Raw genomic sequence first — 21,121 nt, 5'->3', positions numbered from 1 at the left:
CTCTTCATCTAAAAGACCATGAATGACCCGAACACCATCGAAATCAGCACCGCGACCATCATCCAAGGAAGCGTCTTTTTCAAAATATCGTTAATGTCGCTCTTCGTAAAATCCGCGACCCACACATTATGCGAGTTGGTCGGGTCGGAAACGGCCTGCACGTTGCTGACGACGCGCAGTGCCAGCATCGCCGCGACCGGGGTCATGCCCGCCGAGACGAACAGGGCGGCAATGCCGCTGCCCAGTCCCCATACGTTCAGCGGCCCGCGGTAGATGGCGAGCGGAGACAGCAGCGTGAAGAACAGAATGTACATCAACGGGCTGGTCGGCAGCACCGTTTCAATCAGCGGGCTTATTAGCGCCGATACCTGCGGCGCCATGACGGAATTCAACAGAATGCCGATGCCAATCATGAGCGCCATCGCGCCAGCGACGTCCTGAATCCCTTCCACCAACGCGCTGGACAGGACATGAATCGGCCGCTTCGGCCAAGTCAGCAGTATCGTAACTAACGCGCCGATGACCACCGCCGGCACGATGTCGAGCTTGAACGCAAAGACGAGAATGACCGGCACAAGCGGGCTAATGAGCGCAAAGGCAGGCACTTTTTTGCCTTCTCCACCGGAAGCCGTCGGCATCGCCCATGCTTTGCGGCCTTTGCCGTCCCGCCGGATATAGAAAATAATCATCGCCAACGATACGAGAATGAGCGGCAGCGCGGCGACCAGCGTATAATCCGCAATCGTCTGAACCGAGAGGCCGAGCACATCGACATAGACGGCCCAGTTGGAGACGTTGAACAGCGCGCCGACGCCGACGGCGGAAATGACGACGATAGAGGCGACGAACTGGGAAATGCCCGCCGTCAGCATAATCGGAATAACGATCGTGCCGACCAGGATGACCATGCCCAGGCCTCCGGCCGCCGAGAAAATAATAGACGCGGTTGCGAAAAACAAGACCGAGATCAGCACCGGCTTGTCGCCTGCAAGCTCGGCCGCTTTCCGGATAATCGACTTGGTAATGCCGACTTTATTCAAGATTTGCCCGAACCAGGCCCCGAATATCAAGCCTGCGATGGCGCCGGACAGGCGCATCGAGCCGGATGACAGAATCGTCTTGGCAATCGTGGTCGCCTCGGGATCGTTCGACATCCACGGCACGCCGGCGATGACGGCGAACAGAATCGCCATCAAGGGCAGGGCGAGAATGGTCGGAAGCTTCCGGGTCATCATTAACCCGACGAACACAAGAAAGACAAGTAAAATGCCGACGGCTTGAACCCACATTAACGATGTCACGATGATTTCCCCTCTCGAATCAAGTTCTTATCATGCTTAGGTTCATCTATATTTCTAAATAAGCGCCTTGTGCTTTGAGTACGGATTGCACTTCCTTGATGTCCACATCCTGCACGCGGATGCCGTTCTTGGCGGCTGCCGCAGCGGCTACGCCGCCGGCATGACCGATCGCCCCCGTCGTCGGCGTCGTCCGCATAGCTGCCTGCGCTTCGAAGGTGGCCGAAATGCATCTGCCGATGACGATCAGGTTCTGCACGGAATCCGTGATCATGCAGGAGTAAGGAATGCTGTACATGCCTCCCCATTCCAGCTTCTGATGCTTCGTTCCTTCGCCGTCCGGACTATGGATATCGATCGGATAACCGGAATGCGCGATCGTATCCTCGAACATCCGCTGCTCCAGCAGATCCTCGGCCGTCAGCGTATACACGCCCTTAATCTGGCGGGATCCCCGAACGCCGATACTCGGGCCGGTCGATTCCACGACCGCATGCTCGAAGCCCGGAATATACTTGCGCACGAACAGTTCCAGCTCGCGGCACTGCTTCCGGCCTTCCATCTCCGCCTTGCTCAGACTGAATGCATCTGTCGGGTCATGACCGAGAATCCGGGTCGTATTCATAATGACCTCACCCGGGTTATTCGTCTCGAAGAACAGCACATTTTCCCGCTGGATCGAGATCTCGCCCCTCTCCTTCGCCAGCTTGAAGAGGCTGTCGAACCCGCCTACCGACAAGCGCGGCGCCTTCTCGATAATGGACGTGTCGCCCTGATACAGAGGAAAGTCTTCCGGGTGGGCGTGAATATATTGTTTTACCTTCGGAATATCGACGTTGTACATCTTCATCTTCAACGTCATCGGCTGCATGGCCCCGTCGGATTCCCTGCCCTTGGTGAACTCGGCTCCCGCGCCGACGGACAAATCGCCGTCTCCCGTCCCGTCGATGAACACGGACGCCTCGATATCGCTCAGACCGGATTTGTTGCATACCGTTATGCTGACGATTTGTCCGCTCTCGGTCTTCACGCCGGCCAGCATCGTATGATACAGAATCTCCCCACCGCTCTCGGTGACCATCAGCTCCAGCTCATGCTTCATCGCTTCGGCATCGAACGGGGTAACCGAATACGTGAAGCCGACCGTATCGAAAATATGTCCCGGCGACTTGCCCTGCTTCTTCAGCCGTTCAATCAACTGATCCGTAAACCCTTGAATAGCAAGCTTCTCTCCCGCATGGAATGTCATCATCGGGCCTACCCCATTCGCGGTAAGCGTCCCGCCCAGAAATCCGTGCGACTCCACAATCAGGGTCTTCGCTCCCAAGCTGGATGCCGCAACGGCAGCCATCGCTCCCGATATGCCGCCGCCCATGACCACCACATCATACTTCAGCCTGTTCCCCATACCGTCCTCGCTCCTTCTGATTAAGTGATGTATGATTGCTGCTTACCCTTAGCCTATCAGACAAAAAGTTTAATGTAAATGCTTTCAGGAAAATAATTTTCCATATATCCGAAAATTATGTTTATTATTTTCTGAGTGTTCTAAATCTATGATTTACCGCATAAAAGGCAAAAAAATCACCGAAGCTTGTGCTCCGGCGATCTGTTATGGGCATTGCCTCATTCTCCAGGCTTATTTGCACTACGTCTCAATAGCCGCTCAGCGACCACAGCCACCTCGGCGCGGGTGATTGGCTGATTCGGTTCAAAATTTCCGGAGTCGCGGCCCACCATAATTCCGGCCTCAATCACCGCTCTGATTGAGGCTTCCGCCCAGTGGCCGATGATATCAGGTGGAACCAGCTTATCGCTTGCCTTCATTGCCTTTTCTACCAATTGCATAAACTCCTGCCACCGCGGGAGAATACGGGACGGGCACGCCTTCCCGCTCCAGTGGCGGTGCGGTACGATAGCGTTCAGCCCGATGCCGTGCCGCTTGGCCAGCAGAGCGATTAGCTCCGCGGCCCGCTGCCATGCCAACGGCTCGTCCATTCCCTGGTACATGCAGACCTCGATGCCGATGGATGACGCATTTCCGGGGCCGCTGCCGTCGCCGGCGTGCCAGCCCTGCTCATTATCCCGCAGACTCTGGTAGATCTCATGGTCATCTACCGTGTAGTGCCAGCTTGTCTGCGTTCCGCCGCTCCCGTTCAATATATAACGGCTATGCGCTTCGGCCGTAGCCCCGGGAGCGGTATTATCCGTATTATGAACGGTAATATATTGCGGCGTCATCGGTCGGCTCGGCTTGTTCGGCCGCCCGTCGGGAAGCAATCGCTGCTTGATTTCGATAGTCACTTTTCATCAGCTCTCTTCAGAAAAAATTTGATCTGGAAGAAAACAAATCCGATTGCGAAAGAAAGAGTGACTTCATCGCTATGATGTTCAGCTTCTATCTTCCATAGTAAATTTTATGATGAGAAGATAGAATGCGCCGATTGCATCTGTCCCGTGCCAAAAGATTGTTTATCAAGATGTAAAATATACGTCCAGCTTCCTCCAACACCTCCCCTTCTCGATGAGCATTGCAAACAATAGCTAAAAACCGCCAAGGAATCTATCCTTGGCGGTTGAAAAAATAGCGTTATGCTGCGTCTCGCTTGTTTCTTTTCCGCACGTACCACAATGCAACGCCGGCGGCACACAAGAGCCAGCCTATGATTGGGGAAGCAGGTGCTTCCTCACCGGTCTGCGGCAATGTGCCCTTCGGTGTGTCCGATTCCGTAACCGCGTCAGTATCGCCATTCACATCTGCATTTCCGGCGTCTGCCTCGTTGTCGGAATTGTTGTCAGACTCTCCATCCTGGTTGCCCTTTACAAACGCGTACCGTCCACGCGTAACCATTCTTTGGCTTCCTGTTTCAATTCCTCATAGGTACGTTGCAAACCCGTAAAAAAGCTATGATAGCGGCATTTTAGAAAAAGAAACAATGGGAAAGTCAAGGATGTTCAAAAACCACTTTAACATATTTACCCTTGGTATTACAGGTTTTAGAGTAAAAACGGACTGTCGTCGATACCCCGGAATTTTTGCGCTATTGGGGGTCGACGACAAAAACAATCATATGTTTTTTGTACCCAGAAAGTAACCTCTATCCTAATTAATTCACTTCCCTGATAGATACTCAAGGGACTCAAAGGGTATATGCTCATTCAGTGTAGTTTGGCAAATACCAGTTCGGCACGTATGTTTGAAATTCATCATACCAATCCAAAACATTTCCGGCTCGTTCCAGCATAATATCAACTTCTTCTTGTCCAAATGGAATCGCCCAGTGAACTGTTGAAAGTTGGTTGCTTGCAATATATAAAGACATTAATCTAAAGAATAAATCGGGCACATCGTTATTAAAATATCCATTAATGCGGCCCGATGCGAATATTCCACTCATGCCTGCACACCAAGTAATACGGTTGAATTCCTCCCATGGGTCGCCATAGTCACACCTATTAAAATCAATGATACCCAGTTCACCAGACTTTGTAACAATCATATTTCCGACATGATAATCACCATGTTGATAAGACTGTGGACGGTTTTCTAATAGATATCGATTTTGTTCAACATAGTTGATTATTTTATCTGCACCCTTTAAATGAATACCACATGCTTTATAATTCGATATATATTTATTTATTTTTCCATTATAATACTCTGCCCAAGACGTCTGATTGTTCTCTGCAGGAATTTGATGCATTTTCCTTAAAAATCCCCCTGCTTTAACGCCGAGCCCATATTGCTCCTTAGCGCTTAGTGCAGGAATAACCTGCATCGCATCCTCTCCTTCGACCCACGTGAATAAAGAGTATACGGACTGACCGTTATTGCAAATTCCAAAATCAATCGGCCGGGACATTAATATATCAATATCATCAAGCTTTCTTACAGATTCGAATTCCCGTTTCTTATTCTCATATTGGGATATGTCCGCCATTCTCAGTAACAAATCTCTGCCATCTATAGCTCTGATATAATACTTCTTATCTTTTGACCAACCTTTATGAACAGCCTCCACGATGTTCCATGTACAGGCATCCGGTATTTCGCTAAAAATTTTATTCACCCTGCTATACCTCCCCTGCGTTTACACATTATTTTTTGTACAAACCGTACATCTTCGGGCTAATCGAAGTTATGTTCATAGAACCGTTAAATATAATATAGCATCCTTCCGTTTAAAAAGGTTGGATAAGCCTTAATCCGGTATACTTCCCCATGTCCCATATCTAGGCTTGTCTTTTTGTTTGCTCTGACTTAATTCCTTTGCAAGGTCATAATGCAGGTCATATTTTCGAGAGACTCTGAAAAGCAGTCCATACAATTTCATTGCTAGATTCATAAAATGAAAGCAGGAGGTGAACCTGTAAAGCGTAAAGATGTTGATCGGGACGAGGAAGGAAAGAACTTATTCAGCAGCTATATGAACGCTATATCAGGCGTCTACGGATACCGCCGAATTCTTACTTCAAGCCCATGCCGTGTGGATGAGTCACAAGAAAATTTTGCGGCTCAGTCAAATCTTGGGCCTACGTTCACAGATTCGCCGGAAGCATCGCAATAACTAAGTATCTTCGACCGGAGAGCGTGTAGCAAAGAATCTATTAAAACAGGATTTTCGCGCGACAAAATCAAGTGAGATTTGGGTGACAAATATTACCCAGTATTGGGTTGGAGGACAATGGATTTACCTCTCGGCGATAAAAGATTTGTTCAATAATGAAATTGTGGCTTATGTTCACGTAACAGTAATGAACTCGTGCTGAAGACGTTTGAACAAGCCTCTGCAAAGCAGAAAGACGTGCGCAGCTTGATCGTTCACAGCGATCAAGGCTTCCAATACACGTCCCATGCCTACCACGACAGGTTAGCACCCAAATCAGCATGTCTCGTTGACTCGTCGACCACAACAAAAACTAAATAAGCTGCCCCCGGTAACATACCGGAAGCAGCTTATAGCCTAGTTTTTTTCAATGCCGCTAAATGGGGTCTTGACTATTATGCCCCTGATGTCAGCTAAAACCCAGCATTTGCACATAAATTACTCTACTATTTTTTCAATAGTAGGTGAAATCGCAATTGGTGGAAGTGACGTAGTCATTGCTTTGAAATAGACATTCAATCTATCTCCTATCACATATGTTCCATCTTCTGGAATAGGAACAATTAATATTTTGCCTTGATCGACTAGCTCTCTCCAATCTCCTTGCACTGCTTCTTCTTTTGTGGGAGTATCTGCAACAGTCATATACTTGTCGCCAATGGACATGATATATCCAGTGAAGGGTGATTGTTCCTGTTTCTCAACAGATGAGATAGGAGTGCTCTTCGATAAAGATTCGTCTGAATGCGCATAAGCCGGTGTGAATCCTACTGTAAAACCTAACCCTAAAGTAAGAATGGTTGCTACAGCTACTACTTTCTTTTTTGTGCTCATAGTTATGAACCTCCTTGTATTTTTTGGTTACATTTTCCTATTTCTATTTTATAAGCAGTTAATCCTTGATTTTTCCAAATACTTCATAATTTTGTCACAAAGTAATAAAAATAGCACTTAGGAACAAGCTCCTAAGTGCTATTAAAAAGATGGGTATCATATCCATTTCATCTTTACCAATCATTATTCTTATGCAATAATGATTTACTTCCAGTATCCACCTGCCACGAACTCTTTTGGCTACAAAAAAATCTATTCTTGCAAGGTTGCTAACACTGTAAAAAACATATTTTCGAGAGACTCTGAAATCTAATCCATGCAATTTCATTGCTAGTTTCACAGAGTGAAAGCAAGAGGTGAACCTTTATGATTCAGCTTCTACATGCAACCAATATAAGGGGAGAATTTCAATTGGTTAGACAAAACACAAGAACAGGTCGTGCTGCTTAACGCGCTTTTACATCCTTCAAGTATGTCTCCGTTCTGTATTGCTGGTCCATTTTCAATATAGAAGCACCTTCAAAAATCAATGCTTTCGTCTGTTTACCCGTAGCATCCCAAACAGATTTTGCCCACAGATTATCTTTAAACGCAACATCGTTATTTTCATCCCCTCTGCCAAATAAATCATACAATGGAACAGTCAAAGTCCGGACGGCTCCCGGAGCATCGTCCGATAAAATGTAAGAAAATTGAACGTCTCCAGTAAAGTAGCTTTGGCTCTTTATTTTATAAACGACGGGGGATGAATATACACTTGAAATCAAAGTCCCCTTGGACATGGGCGGCAATTTTGCCGATGCAGATGAGCTGATGACATAATTTATTGTTTTTGCATCAGATGTTCCGCTTTGATTTGAATTCGTATATTCATATGCGAGTTCACCCCCAACTTCTGCTCCTGTGCCTAAAAATTCGGCTTTTGTTTTATAAGTAAATTTAGCGCCAGCTTTATGGCTATGGGTAATAGATTTCGTTAGAGTGGAAGCGTTCGATACGCCATGTTGAAAAGTATGCGAAACCGTTAATTCACCGGAAGAACTACTATTAATCGCATCATGCGTTAAAGTCTCGACCAATTTCTCCGGTCCTCTTTGAATGAGCTCCGATGTAACCGGATAATCTGGAACAGCACCTTTTTCTTCCACATTTATTAATTTCACATCAAGCACATCTACTCTGACACTAGGATGCAAACCGTTATGAATATATCGCACATAATTGGGAATTACTTTTCTGGCTGATTGTTCGATATTAACAACCTGTACCGCCTGATAGTTGGACAATCTTACTTGGTTATTTACGTTCATCGCTTCCGTGTCAGCACTGGCAATGTTTCCTGCCGACATCAGAAATGTAGCACCTAACATCATGATTGCTGTTAGAAATTTTATTTTGGCATTCATACACATTCATCTCCCAATCTTAATAAAGTTGAATTTCCTGCTGCAATGGTTGATTACTTATGCCCGCTGCTTTTCTCATTTCTCACTCCTTTCCTTATTAGATATTTTTAACTATCGAGACATTTTCACGATAACATGTCTTTGAATCTTGCATGAAATAAGGATTGTTATATTGTGTTTCGTTAATATGACAAAAACATCGAATGTCATAATGAATTACAATAATATCTAATATTTGGATGATTTTTGCCGCGAACAGTCATTTTCAATACCTATATGAAGAGGGAGCTCAGAATGGTAAAAGGATGTGAAGATGAGCGAAGAGATAATATACAGTTCTTGCTTTAGGGGAACGATATGAGGAAAACCTGAATTCAAGCGTAAAGGTTGGAACTGCCAAAAAACATATTTGCGGGATTCTCTGAACACAAGGCATTGATTGCTAGATTCGTAGAATAAAAGCAGGAGGTGAACCTTTATGATTTGCACAAATGGAGAAATTGCTATAAATCGTTTAATAATCTTTATAAAAGCGATATCTGAAGCAGGTAATTTCTGTCCTGATTGATGATTTTGTCCTCGAAATTAAGGCGTAAAGTTAGGTTAAATCGTAACAAACAGTAGCTAACGTCTGTCTCTAGCAAGCGTCAGCTTCTTAGTTATATTATTCAGCCTGTTCATTGTACCTGCATTCCTTTTGAATTTAGGCACGATAGAAACCGGACGAGCGTGTGGGCCCACTGTGGCATTGGGGCAGAGTTTAATTCCTTATAGGTACGATACAACCACCCGGGATTGCATACAGAGTAAGCTTGGTCGCTAAGCGTTTCAATTCCTTATAGGTACGATACAAACTGATACAGCAATAAACGCACTTATCTACGGAATCACGTTTCAATTCCTTATAGGTACGATACAAACGAAAACGAGGCCATTACTGGAATGTACGATTGACTGTTTCAATTCCTTATAGGTACGATACAAACGGCAGAAGCATTGAAGAAACGAGCAGAAGAGATTATAAGTTTCAATTCCTTATAGGTACGATACAAACTTTGAACCACTGCGAAATTGGTTCGATTCAAAAAAGTTTCAATTCCTTATAGGTACGATACAAACCACGTTTCAAGCAGGCATCACGGCAGACGTATTCATGTTTCAATTCCTTATAGGTACGATACAAACGCAGGCTGACACAAACGCCTTCCTTCGGGCAGGCGGCGTTTCAATTCCTTATAGGTACGATACAAACCCAAAAAAACCTTGCTCTTAAAGGCATTTCGACAAGTATCCCTTATTCTCCTTCCAATGTTCATCAAAAAGGGAACATCTCATTTAAACTACAAAATGACATCCTAGCTCGAAAACGCTCCATTTTCCTTAGAAAAATAAAATGTCGTCGATCTCCCGTACTTTATACGCTATTGGAGGTCGACGACATTATAGAGGACACTGATCCACAAAAGAACTTTTTCTTTCCAACTTAATAGGAAAAGTCTTGGTTAAGAATTATTTATCTTTTATCCTTGCAACGTACACAATATAACACTGTAATAAAATTACAAGCTCGTTTCTTAAAGCTCGTTATTTTATTAATTGTTCAATTCACCATGTTTCGATTCCTCATAGGTACGTTCAAAACAGAAGCCAGATGAAGTACGGGATCGACTTGTTGAATGTTTCAATTCCTCATAGGTACATTCAAAACACCCGCGTTGCTTCAAGAGGCAATAGAGATTTCAGAGTTCCAATTCCTTATAGGTACATTCAAAACAATCCCACGTCAACCGAGAAGAACGAACGTGGGTGGCGTTTCAATTCCTTATAGGTACATTCAAAACTTGGCATTAATAAGCGATTCGACGGGAAGGAAGACAGTTTCAATTCCTTATATGTACATTCAAAACCCCAAAAAGCCTTGTCCTTAAAGCATTCGCCACATCGCCATTGCTCTCCTCCCCACATTTAGACGAAAATAAAAAATCTGAATTCATTGGCAAATCTACTCCCAGCTCGACCAAGCTCCTTTTCTCTCTGAAAAATAAAGTGTCGTCGATCCCCCGCACTTTTTACGCGATTGGCGATCGACGACACGTCTGTACTCTACCTTTTCCTTTTGCGATACCAATGCCACACTCCCTGCAAATCCCGCTCCTCCAGGCAGGTCAGCGAATAAGAATCGCCGTTCAACAGATGGGCCGTCAGGGACTGCAGCTGCTTCCTCTCCTGAAAATACGTATGGCCCAGCTTCAGCGCCACGATCTGCGGGCGCAGCACATAGCACGTTTTGCGGGCGATAATCCGGTTCCGCACGATAAGCTGCCGGTCCTGCAGTCCCACTCCTTCGTCACGGAAGCTTAAGTAACCCGTCAGCAGCAGCACGGGAAGCAACAGCAGCACCCAATACGCTAGCGGCCCTTGGAACCAATATAGTCCCAGGAAGGCCAGCACCAAGAAGAGCAGCTGATAACGAAAATAGTACCACCAGGCCCTCCGGGGCGCATGGTGCTGCACGGAGCCGATGTCAAAGCCCGGAATGAACCGGGACAGCAGCGCCGGAAGTTCCCGCACGGGAACATACGGATGCAGCATCAACGCCTCCTTCTTATCCGCCGACAAGACGCGGACTTCGATCTCCGCATAGCCCATCGCCTGCCGCAGCAGGCTTTCCTTCACGACAATCGCCTGCACGCGCTCCGGCTTGAACGAATTTATTTTTTTCTCGAACAGTCCGTTCGTAATGAGGATCTCCCCATCCCGCTGCTCTGCCGTAAAGCCATAATATTTGACGATGTACAGCGCGGTCGACAAAAGCCACGATACGAGCAGCGCTCCCGCAATTGTAACGAGGATGGACATGGGACCGGACACGCTCGTCTCGTAAAACTGCCGCAGCTTATCGAACACGCTCTGCGGGATGATAAACTTCGCAATATCATCGGCAAACGAGATGATTCCGGCGAAGAACGCCAGTACGAGCCCGAAGTTCATCGTGCTGAGCGCCGCGACGAACAGCTGCCCCGCCGTCATGCGGACGTCATGGCCCGGAAGCGGAGCTGCGGCTGCTTCCCGGGGCTCCCGAGCTTCCGCTTCCGCGGCCCCGGCTTCGCCAGACGGCTCCGCTTCCTTGCCCTGCCGCATCAGCACGCTGCGCAGCTGCTCAGCCGCCTCACGCGTCAACGCCGGCAGGACGCCGTCCGCCTCCGCGCTGCCGCCGGGCGTCTCAATCTTCAGCTGCGCCATGCCGAACAGGCGCGGCAGCAGCGGCTGCTCCACCCGCACCGAATGGATGCGGCTGAAGTAAATCGTCTTCTCGTCCCGCATGAACAACCCGTGGCGGATAATCAGCTTATCCGCTTCTATCCGATAGGTGAACCTGCGCCATTTGATTACGTCCGCAATGAGGAACAGAAGCAGGACGCCGCCGCCCATGATTAGAAATAGAGGTGAGTTCTTCGCCCCTTTAAAGGCAAAGAGAAGCAGCACCGGCCACAGCTTCGTTGCCGTGTCCGCCAAAGAAAACAAAATAAACAACGGATGCAGGCGCGTGTCCTTATTCATCGTCGTCCTCCACCCGGGCGAGTACCGCAATGCGCTGCTTCAACGCTTCGGCAGCCGCCGCCTGCAGCCCCTCAATTTCGTGAGTCGTGGCCGCGGTTGCGATCGATATTTTGGCCAACCCGAATTTGCGCAGCACCGGTCCGCTAGCTTTTTCTACATGCTGCACGCGAGTCATGGGCACCAGGATGTGCTTGCGGAAGAAGATGCCCGATTGAATCTCCACTTCCTCTTCCCGCACCTCGTATTTGAAATAGCTGTAGGTCAGCACAGGCGAGATGACAATATACCATATAGATGTAACAAGAAATAGAACCAGCGCAATCCGGGCCGGATACAACACCCACCCTTGATCGCGCGCAACGAGCACATAGGCCACAACCATCGCGAAAAGAACGAGATGGGTAAGAAAAGCGCGGATCCGCGCCGCCTTTACGTAATCGGGATGCAGTCTATGTGTCAGTCTGTTATACATAACAAAACTCCTTCACAACGGATATATTATTGCTGCAATTGGCCTGCAATGGACAGCACCTGTTCCCGTGTCACGTCCGTTTGCTCCGGATAAATGATGTATCGTAACCCGCCTTCATCCCAAATTACCGATCGCATCGTATCTGAATACGAGCCTGGCTTGCCGCGGACTTCCACTTTTTCACCGTAATAACTGTTAATCTTATCGCCTGTATCGTCCGGGATAGGGAATACACTCATCGTAAAATACGGCTTGTCATCCTTCCAATAATTCAGCGTAATCTCCGTTCGCTTCAACTCGCCCTGCATATCGTAAAGCTCGATGCCGGCCAGCTTCCCTCCGACCGATTTCCATTGCAGAAACGATTGGCCCAGCGCCGCCTCCGCTTCCGGCAGCGACACGTTCTTCGTCTGATTGGCATTGTCGATGTCACGCACCGCAACGCCATCGGGAATCTCCAACGTGAACGTATCGTCAGTGAATTGAGGAGACAGATCCAGCTTCGTATACAAAGATTCCGATGTCATCGGCCCGCTCTCAAAGACGCTCTTCAATACCATCCATGATTTCGGATCAATCCACAGCTCCATGCGTTGAAACAGATCGCTCTTTTTCTTGGCAGTGGCCTTGAAATGAATTGTATTCCATTCTCCAACCTTTTCTTCCCCGATCGTTTCAAATTCATGACTTTTCCGCAGCGACTCCAGCAGCGCCTTGACCTGCTCCCGTTGCGTCAGCGGCTGCGCCTGATCATCCAGCTGCACGCGGAAAGCCTTCCCCTTCACGCGGTCCAGCACAATGATCTGCCGGCCGTCGTTCACCGATATGCTGCTGTCATGGCCAGTGGTCAACTCGATCCGCTTCCTGTCTGTGTTCGCGTCAAGCCATTCCTTCATCTTGAATTCGTCTGTCCGCTTCCCGTTTTCATAGGTAACACTTGTGCTCTCGGCATAATAAGAGATCTTGCCCTTCCCTTCCTCCAGCACCTTGTCGACGATTTGCTCGCCGGACAGCTGCAAGCCCAAGGTCCCTCCTTGGCATCCGCTTATTAATATGCTGCTGGCTAATAGTAAGCTCAGTCCGCTACGAATCATCATGATGGATCCTCCTTGTTTGCTTGAAAACGACATGCCACAAGCGTCCCGAATGGAGCCTCCGACCAAATCCGGATCTCGCCGTCATGCTTCTCCACAATCATCTGCGCAATGCTGAGGCCAAGCCCGGAGCTCCCCGTATGAGCCTTCGTCCGCGAAGAATCGGCTTGATAGAACGGTGCAAATATACGGTCCATTTGCTCTTGCGGAATCGCCCCGCCTTGATTCTGCACGAGCATGAGCAAGCCGCCGCCTCTCCATGCCCGCACCTCTTCGGCCATCACCGGGAAAATCCAAGGCGGAAGCGGCTCAGACGGCGAACAGGCTCCCAGCCAGATCGACTGGCCGCTTCCTGTATACCGAATCGAATTGCTCATGAGGTTATCGACAAGCCGAATCATTTGTTGCGCATTCATCAGGTAAGAGCCCGTAACCTTGGTCTCCGTCGTAAGCCGGATGCCGCGCTGCGCGCACAACTCGCCATATCCGGCAAAGAGCATGTCGAACATTTCGTCGCCATCCACTTCCACCCGTTCTTCGAGCTGCGCAGATGATTTCAGAGCGGTATACATCGTCAAGTTGTCCAGCATCCGCTTCATGTGCTCGATCTTGTCGAACACAACAGCGTAATATTCCCGCTTCTCTTCCTCGGATAACTCCTCCTCCTGCTGCAAAGCTTCCGCATAGGCATGAAGCGAGGTGAGCGGCGTCTTCAAATCATGGGACAGCGAGGCCACCATATACTCTCTTTCCCGCTGTTCTTCCGCGATATGTTGGCGCGCGCGTTCAATCTGGGTACGCATCGCATGGAAACGGGAGATAAGCTCGCCCATCTCATCCTTCGCAACGCTGGCCACGGCCGGCACGGCTTCGCCCTTCGCGAACGCCGCCATCTGCTTCATCAGCCCGTTCATCGGACGGTTCAGCTTGCGGTGAATGACGAACAACGCCGCTCCGTATAAGAGCAGAAAAAACAATCCCCAGCCAACAGCAACAAGCAACGTCCGAAGTTGAAACGCCTCCAGCCACTGATCCCGGACTATCGTAATCTCATAGAAGCCAATCAGCTCATCCTGATGAAAAACAGGCTTTTTGAGCGTATAGGCGCGATGGGACTTGCGCAGTTCGTATAAATGCTCGTATAGAATCGAGGCATTCACCCGATACAGCTTCGGAGCAAGATTATCCGCCCTCGAAGAAAATACAGTTACGCCATCCGCACGGTACAAAGTTATTTTCAGCGAGCGGCTCGCCGCGTTCTGCACGGCTTGGAACTTCTCTGCAGGCTGCACCCGGTACAGATCGCCTTCCTGCAGCAATAGCTCTATTTCCTGCAGACGTCCCGTCACCTCTACGTATTCCTTGAATTCTTGGCGCTCGTCATAGGCTTGAACGAGTTGAAAAAATACGAGACCGGCAACGACCGGCAGCAGCATGACGACGAGAAAGGACACCATCAGCCAATGCTTTATTTTCATGGCGCCAGCTCGCCGATAAAGCGGTAGCCTGTTCCCCATACAGTCTGAATGTATAGCGGGTCGCGAATATCCTCTTCCAGCTTGGTGCGGAGACTTTTAACATGAACGGATACCGTGTTGTTGCCCTCGATGTTGACTTGATGCCACACATGCTCATACAATTCCTTCTTTGAAAAAGCCCGCTGCGGATTCTGGGCCAGCAGCTGCAGCAATGCCCATTCTTTCGACGTCAGCGCGATCGGTTGACCGTGCAGCGTGACGAGCTGATTATCTTCGTCAATAATGAGTCCGCCCTCGTATTTTTTGAAGCGGGGCTGAACCTCCTCACTCTCGTACCGGCGAAATCTCCGCAAGTGCGAGCTGATTCGCGCCGATAGCTCGGATAGGCTGAACGGCTTGGTGACGTAGTCATCTGCACCCAGTTCCAGCCCTTTCACCTTGCTTTCGTCTTCATGGCGCGCGCTTATGATAAGAAGCGGCACATTGCTGCTCAGGCGAATATTTTTGCACAGAGTGAATCCGTCCATTTCCGGCAGCATCAAATCGACCATAACCAAGTCGAAGGAGCCGTTGTGAAAATCCTCCCAACCTTCCAGCCCCGTAGAGGACCACGTGACTTTATAGCCCTGCCTGCGCAAATGGTCCTGCACGATACGGGCTATCTCTCTATCATCTTCAACAAGCAATAAGTGTGCTGGCATATTCGTCCTCTCCTTATTTTCAAGTATATCGCTATATTAGGAAGGCTTCGTCGAATTTAATACTTTCTTTATAAAACGGGTCTCTTCTATTATAAAGCGTTCATCCTGCCGAATTTGCAGCCGCTTGCTTGTAAATGTTCCCCCCATTTCCGTGAAACGCAAAAATCCCGCGGGTCCATACCGGCAGGATTCGCCTATTTTACCTATTAATTCTTCACTCCGTCCTTCAGCGTGACCCAAAAGCCCCAAAACGTCCGCTTCCTGCCGCCATGAAAAAAGCGGCTGCCGTCAAACGGCATCCGCCCCATTATTATTTATATATCATGGCAATTACACACTCTCGTAATTCAATTGCTGCTTCACTGCATAGCGTTCCAACGCAAGCTGGATCAGACGGTCGAGCAGCTTGCTGTAAGCGATCCCCGTCTCCTTCCACATGAGCGGGTACATACTGAACGGCGTAAAGCCCGGCATCGTGTTCACTTCATTAATGAAGATGCGCATATCCGAGCGGCACACGAAGAAATCCACGCGGGACAAGCCCGAGCCATCGATAGCTCGGTACGCCTGCACCGCCATATCGCGCAGCCTGTCAAGCAGTTCCTCGTCAAGCGGAGCCGGAACGACAATTTGCGATTTACCGTCAATGTACTTCGCCTTGTAATCGTAGAAATCGTTCGAGGAGACGATTTCGCCCGGCACGGACGCCTGAGCCTCGTCGTTCCCGAGCACGCTCACTTCCACCTCGCGCGCGTCAACGAACTCCTCCACCACGATTTTGCGGTCATAGCGCAATGCCGTTTCGATGGCTTGGATGAGCTCGCCATAATTGCCCGCTTTGGAGATGCCGACCGAAGAACCGAGATTGGCCGGCTTGACGAAGCACGGGTAGCCGAGCTCGTTCTCGATCTGTGCGATAACATCCGCTTGATTATGCTCCCAGCCAGCCCGGATGAAATGTACGTATTTGCACTGTGGCAGACCCGCATGAGCGAATACTTGCTTCATCACGGCTTTGTCCATCCCGACGGAAGACGCCAACACGCCCGCGCCCACATATGGCACATTCGCCATTTCGAACAGGCCTTGAATCGTGCCGTCTTCGCCATTCGTACCGTGCAGAAGCGGAAACATGACATCTACTTCGCAGCTCGCTTCGTGTGCTGGACCGCGGGCTCCGTCCAAGCGGGCGAACAGTATCTCCATCGCGCGCACGGTGCGTCCTGCACAAGATTCCAGCGCCAGCTCTGCTTTATCATGAAACGGCGCGCTGCGCAGTTCGCCGACGCGCCATTCTCCCATTTTCGTAATATAGAAAGGAACAATCTCGTATTTCTCGTAATCCAGTGCCCCCATTACGGCGAAAGCCGTCGAGAGCGATACTTCATGCTCCCCCGATTTGCCGCCGTACACCAAGCCGACGCGCAATTTCTGTTGTTGTCCCATAATTCCCTCCGTCAGCGCCTCGAGCGCCTGTTGTCCTCTCCAAAGATCCGGGTCTAACGCTTCACAGGTCAAGGTGCATATCGTTTAGAGGTTATTCCAAAATCCGACTCTTTGAACATGCGCGAAAAGCATTCCAGCTAGAAAGCATCTACAATATGGAAAAAGCGGTATTGCGTCGATTCCGTCCAAGCGTAGGAATCCTGATAGTCCCAGTAGCGATGCCGGCTATTCGTCGTATGGGCATTAACAAGCGGCATGCCGCTAACATCAAATGCCGTCACGATTGAATTATGCTGGTAATGGCCATTGCCGTCCCAATCATAGGCGATAATGTCCCCCAGCTGCAAATCGCTTGCATGGCTGACCATTTCAGCCCTAAGACCGCTCGTGCTGTTCGTTAAATGCCGTTCCAAGCTGTCGGCGACCGCCCAGCTGAAGCTCCAGGCTTCCTGTCCGTTCACCATGCCTCTATACCACCAGCCCGTTTCTCTTCTACCAGTATAGTTCATAGGCGCTCCCCCTGCAAAGAGACATTGGGAGACATAATTGGTGCAATCGACTTCAAAGCTAAGAAAACGCGGATTGGCTTCATTCCACCACTGCTCGGCATATTCTACCGCCCTATCGCGGCGGTAAGGCACAGCCCGGGCCGTCCGGACACCGCCTAGAACGTTACGGTTCAAAAATGGCGTGGAACGAAATCCCCGTTCTTCATACTCGTGCGCCTCTCCCTTGAGACGTTTGCCGCGCCGCTCAAGCGCCGGTGTTTCGACTCGCCCGATAATCCATCCGTCGCCATCCTTCATTAAGGTCAAACGTTCCCTTTCAATCCGCTCATCGAAAAGCGACACGCCCTGCTGCTCGCAGACGCGCTGAATGTGGAACTCGACGTCAACCGTCACTTCCCCGTCACCCTCATGAGTCCGAACGAGCTTGGCTTTTGTCTCGCTCTTCAAAGGAGACGTGCCGCGCTCCCGATACCATGACTTGAGCCTTTTAGCCCGATCGCTCGCGTTAAGCACATAGTCCATATCCGCAATAGGGGCCGAGACGGCATGTTGTCTGTCCTCGACTTCGGTTCGATTGTGCTGATCGACATATAAATAGAGCGTATTTTTCCAATCCTGCCGCATATTACTGCCTCCTTGTCCGACATGCCGCATGGCCTCACCAGCTTGGACAGGCTGTCTTGAAGCGGCGGCATTTTGCTATCCATTGTATGCAGGAACTATCAACCACATGTCGAACGTTTGCAAATAGAAGCTGAGCTAGCCGTAAATGAGGCATTTTTTTGCAGGAAAAGCTCTTTACGGCCTCATTGGAACGCGATATACTGAAGGTGTGAAGAAATTATGAAATCATGTTCCATCTAATGAAACAAAGATAGAAAAGAAACAACCTACACTACTTTACAGCCAGATGCAATTACGCAATACACTTTTGCAAAACCAAGAAGGAGGTTTTTTCTATGGCAAGAACAGATGCATTTTCCGCACAGCGCGAACTTAGCGTCGACGGCAAGGCGTACCGTTATTTCAGCTTGGAAGCGTTGGAATCCCAAGGCTACCGTTCTGTCAATCAGCTCCCTTTCTCCATCAAGGTGCTGCTTGAAGCGGCAATTCGCCAATTCGACGGACGCGCGATTACGAAGGAACACGTCAATCAAATCGCCAATTGGGCGGATGGACGTGATGAGAATAAGGAAATTCCGTTCATTCCCGCACGCATCGTGCTTCAAGACTTCACTGGGGTTCCGGTCGTCGTCGATCTGGCCGCCATGCGCGACACCGTGAAGCAAGCAGGCGGAGACCCAAAACGGATTAACCCGCTCGTGCCGGTCGATCTCGTTATCGATCACTCCGTTATGGTCGATGCTTTCGGTTCCAAAGATGCGTTGGAATATAACATGAACGTCGAGTTCGAGCGCAATGAAGAGCGTTATCGGTTCCTGCGCTGGGCACAGACGGCATTTGATAATTTTAGAGCCGTACCTCCGGCTACCGGGATCGTGCACCAAGTTAACCTGGAATATCTGGCATCCGTAGCCGCAACGAAAGAAGTAGACGGCGCTACCGAAGTATTCCCTGATTCCCTCGTCGGTACGGATTCGCATACAACAATGATTAACGGTCTTGGCGTTGTGGGCTGGGGCGTCGGCGGCATCGAAGCGGAAGCCGGCATGCTCGGTCAACCGCTCTACTTCGTTACGCCTGAGGTTATCGGCTTCAAATTGACGGGCAGCTTGGCGGAAGGCGCGACAGCGACCGACTTGGCGCTTACCGTAACGCAAATGCTCCGTAAAAAAGGTGTTGTTGGCAAATTCGTGGAATTCTTTGGTCCGGGACTTGGCAACATCAGCTTGGCGGACCGCGCTACCGTAGCGAATATGGCTCCGGAATACGGCGCGACGATCGGCTTCTTCCCTGTCGATGAAGAAACGTTGAACTACATGCGGTTAACCGGACGCTCCGAAGAGCAAATCAAGCTCGTCAAAGCTTATTACACAGCGCAAGGCATGTTCCGCACATCGGACACGCCGGATCCGGTATTCTCCGACATCATCGAGCTCGACCTGAGCTCCATCGTGCCGAGCTTGGCCGGTCCGAAGCGTCCGCAAGACCGCGTTGAATTGACCGAGATGAAGAAATCGTTCCTCGACATCGTACGCACGCCGATTGACAAAGGCGGATACGGGCTGAGCGACGAAAAAATCGAACAAAAAGTTCCGGTAACCCATCCGAACGGCGAAACGAGCCAATTAACAACCGGCGCAGTCGTCATCGCAGCGATTACAAGCTGCACGAACACATCCAACCCTAGCGTCATGATCGGCGCCGGCTTGGTAGCGAAGAAGGCAGTAGAACGCGGCTTGAAGAAGCCGGCTTATGTGAAGAGCAGCTTGACTCCAGGATCGCTGGTCGTAACCGAATATTTGAAAAAAGCGGGTCTCATCGAGCCTCTTGAAGCCCTTGGCTTCCATGTGGCCGGATATGGCTGCGCGACATGTATCGGGAACTCCGGCCCATTGCCGGATGAAGTGGGCAAGGCGATTGCCGATCAGGATATGACGGTGGCGGCCGTATTGTCCGGTAACCGCAACTTCGAGGGCCGCGTGCATGCGCAAGTGAAGGCGAACTACCTTGCTTCTCCTCCGCTTGTCGTCGCATATGCGCTTGCAGGCACGGTGAACATCGACTTGGCGAACGAACCGATTGGCTATGATCAGAACAATCAGCCTGTATACTTGAAAGACATCTGGCCTTCTTCCGAAGAAATTAAACAGGCGGTTGCCCAAGCGATTAGTCCAGCCATGTTCCGTGCGAAATACGAGAATGTGTTTACGCAAAACGAACGCTGGAACAACATTCCGGTTCCTGAAGGCGAACTGTACGAATGGGATGCCAAATCGACATACATTCAAAACCCGCCGTTCTTCTCGAACCTCGGTTCCGAGCTGAACGACATTAAGGATATTAAGGCGGCACGGGTACTGGCGCTATTAGGCGACTCCGTAACGACCGACCATATTTCCCCGGCAGGCAACATTAAGGCAGACAGCCCTGCGGGCCAATACTTGATTGACCATGGCGTCAGCCGCCAAGACTTCAACTCTTACGGCTCCCGCCGCGGTAACCATGAAGTGATGATGCGCGGCACGTTTGCGAACATCCGCATCCGCAACCAGATCGCTCCGGGAACCGAGGGCGGCGTTACGAAATACTTGCCGCAGGACGAAGTCATGTCCATTTACGACGCATCGATGAAATATCAAGGCGATGACACAAACCTTATCGTCCTCGCAGGCAAAGAATACGGAACCGGCAGCTCCCGCGACTGGGCGGCGAAAGGAACGTTCCTGCTTGGCGTGAAAGCCGTCATCGCGGAGAGCTTCGAGCGTATTCACCGCTCCAACCTAGTCGGCATGGGCGTGCTCCCGCTGCAATTCCAGGATGGCCAAGGCTGGAAAACGCTCGGACTGACCGGCTGCGAAACGTTCGATATTCAAGGACTGTCGAACGACATCCAACCAGGACAGACCTTGCAAGTTATCGCGACGCGCGAAGACGGCACGACGTTCGAGTTCCCTGCCACAGCCCGCCTCGACAGCATGGTGGACGTGGACTACTATCATAACGGCGGCATCCTGCAGACCGTATTGCGCCAAATGATCGCACAGGAACGCTCGCATGCGTAATCTCAGGCATTACTTTTAAATAAAGTAAG

At 49.8% G+C, this 21,121-nt stretch carries 15 protein-coding genes and 2 CRISPR repeat arrays; of the genes, 1 reads left to right on the top strand and 14 read right to left on the bottom strand.

Annotation, left to right across the window (positions count from 1 at the left end; translation table 11 throughout):
- Positions 1–8 precede the first annotated feature (8 nt).
- The 14 genes from JSQ80_RS13630 to JSQ80_RS13565 all read right to left on the bottom strand — a co-directional run bounded on the left by JSQ80_RS13630 (position 9) and on the right by JSQ80_RS13565 (position 18,030).
- Positions 9–1,301 (bottom strand): citrate transporter, encoded by a 1,293-nt coding sequence (locus tag JSQ80_RS13630; protein WP_336245736.1) that lies wholly within the window; start codon positions 1,299–1,301, stop codon positions 9–11.
- Positions 1,302–1,347: 46 nt separating this feature from the next.
- A complete protein-coding gene (locus tag JSQ80_RS13625; RefSeq protein ID WP_206095653.1) occupies positions 1,348–2,706 on the bottom strand; it encodes an FAD-dependent oxidoreductase in 1,359 nt (452 codons plus the stop codon).
- Positions 2,707–2,924: 218 nt separating this feature from the next.
- Complete coding sequence (locus JSQ80_RS13620) at positions 2,925–3,602, bottom strand: N-acetylmuramoyl-L-alanine amidase (RefSeq protein WP_206095652.1); 678 nt, start codon at positions 3,600–3,602, stop codon at positions 2,925–2,927.
- 286 nt (positions 3,603–3,888) lie between these two features.
- Entirely contained in the window at positions 3,889–4,149 is a 261-nt protein-coding gene (locus JSQ80_RS13615) for an LPXTG cell wall anchor domain-containing protein (protein ID WP_206095651.1), read from the bottom strand.
- Between the two features lie 304 nt (positions 4,150–4,453).
- Entirely contained in the window at positions 4,454–5,368 is a 915-nt protein-coding gene (locus JSQ80_RS13610) for a phosphotransferase (RefSeq protein WP_206095650.1), read from the bottom strand.
- 975 nt (positions 5,369–6,343) lie between these two features.
- Entirely contained in the window at positions 6,344–6,739 is a 396-nt protein-coding gene (locus tag JSQ80_RS13605; RefSeq protein ID WP_206095649.1) for a DUF3221 domain-containing protein, read from the bottom strand.
- A gap of 446 nt (positions 6,740–7,185) precedes the next feature.
- The gene (locus JSQ80_RS13600; RefSeq protein ID WP_206095648.1) at positions 7,186–8,145 is read right to left on the bottom strand and encodes a hypothetical protein; all 960 of its coding nucleotides are present in this window, start codon (positions 8,143–8,145) and stop codon (positions 7,186–7,188) included.
- 757 nt (positions 8,146–8,902) lie between these two features.
- Positions 8,903–9,397: a CRISPR direct-repeat array (repeat unit 30 nt; unit sequence GTTTCAATTCCTTATAGGTACGATACAAAC).
- Positions 9,398–9,756: 359 nt separating this feature from the next.
- Positions 9,757–10,052: a CRISPR direct-repeat array (repeat unit 30 nt).
- Between the two features lie 196 nt (positions 10,053–10,248).
- Positions 10,249–11,706 carry a PH domain-containing protein gene (locus JSQ80_RS13595; protein ID WP_206095647.1) on the bottom strand — a complete coding sequence of 486 codons (1,458 nt, stop codon included), beginning with the start codon at positions 11,704–11,706 and terminating at the stop codon, positions 10,249–10,251.
- Complete coding sequence (locus JSQ80_RS13590; RefSeq protein ID WP_206095646.1) at positions 11,699–12,178, bottom strand: PH domain-containing protein; 480 nt, start codon at positions 12,176–12,178, stop codon at positions 11,699–11,701. Before JSQ80_RS13590 ends, JSQ80_RS13595 begins: the two co-directional genes overlap by 8 nt.
- A 26-nt stretch (positions 12,179–12,204) precedes the next feature.
- Positions 12,205–13,275 carry a LolA family protein gene (locus JSQ80_RS13585; RefSeq protein WP_206095645.1) on the bottom strand — a complete coding sequence of 357 codons (1,071 nt, stop codon included), beginning with the start codon at positions 13,273–13,275 and terminating at the stop codon, positions 12,205–12,207.
- Positions 13,272–14,750 (bottom strand): sensor histidine kinase, encoded by a 1,479-nt coding sequence (locus JSQ80_RS13580; RefSeq protein ID WP_206095644.1) that lies wholly within the window; start codon positions 14,748–14,750, stop codon positions 13,272–13,274. The genes JSQ80_RS13585 and JSQ80_RS13580 overlap by 4 nt, the downstream gene beginning before the upstream one ends.
- Positions 14,747–15,451: a response regulator transcription factor gene (locus JSQ80_RS13575; protein WP_087431653.1), complete on the bottom strand. Its 705-nt coding sequence runs from the start codon at positions 15,449–15,451 to the stop codon at positions 14,747–14,749. The genes JSQ80_RS13580 and JSQ80_RS13575 overlap by 4 nt, the downstream gene beginning before the upstream one ends.
- 330 nt (positions 15,452–15,781) lie before the next feature.
- The gene (locus tag JSQ80_RS13570; protein WP_206095643.1) at positions 15,782–16,897 is read right to left on the bottom strand and encodes a D-alanine--D-alanine ligase; all 1,116 of its coding nucleotides are present in this window, start codon (positions 16,895–16,897) and stop codon (positions 15,782–15,784) included.
- A gap of 137 nt (positions 16,898–17,034) precedes the next feature.
- A complete protein-coding gene (locus tag JSQ80_RS13565) occupies positions 17,035–18,030 on the bottom strand; it encodes an amidase domain-containing protein (protein ID WP_206095642.1) in 996 nt (331 codons plus the stop codon).
- A 335-nt stretch (positions 18,031–18,365) separates the two neighbouring features.
- Here JSQ80_RS13565 and acnA point away from each other — a divergent pair, with 335 nt between their 5' ends.
- Positions 18,366–21,092 carry an aconitate hydratase AcnA gene (gene acnA / locus JSQ80_RS13560; protein WP_206095641.1) on the top strand — a complete coding sequence of 909 codons (2,727 nt, stop codon included), beginning with the start codon at positions 18,366–18,368 and terminating at the stop codon, positions 21,090–21,092.
- Positions 21,093–21,121 lie beyond the last annotated feature (29 nt).

The sequence above is a fragment of the Paenibacillus apiarius genome, assembly GCF_017052585.1.
Classification (GTDB): Bacteria; Bacillota; Bacilli; order Paenibacillales; family Paenibacillaceae; genus Paenibacillus_B; species Paenibacillus_B apiarius.
Note: the sequence above shows the minus strand (reverse complement) of the source record. Positions and strands in the feature narration are given on the sequence as shown.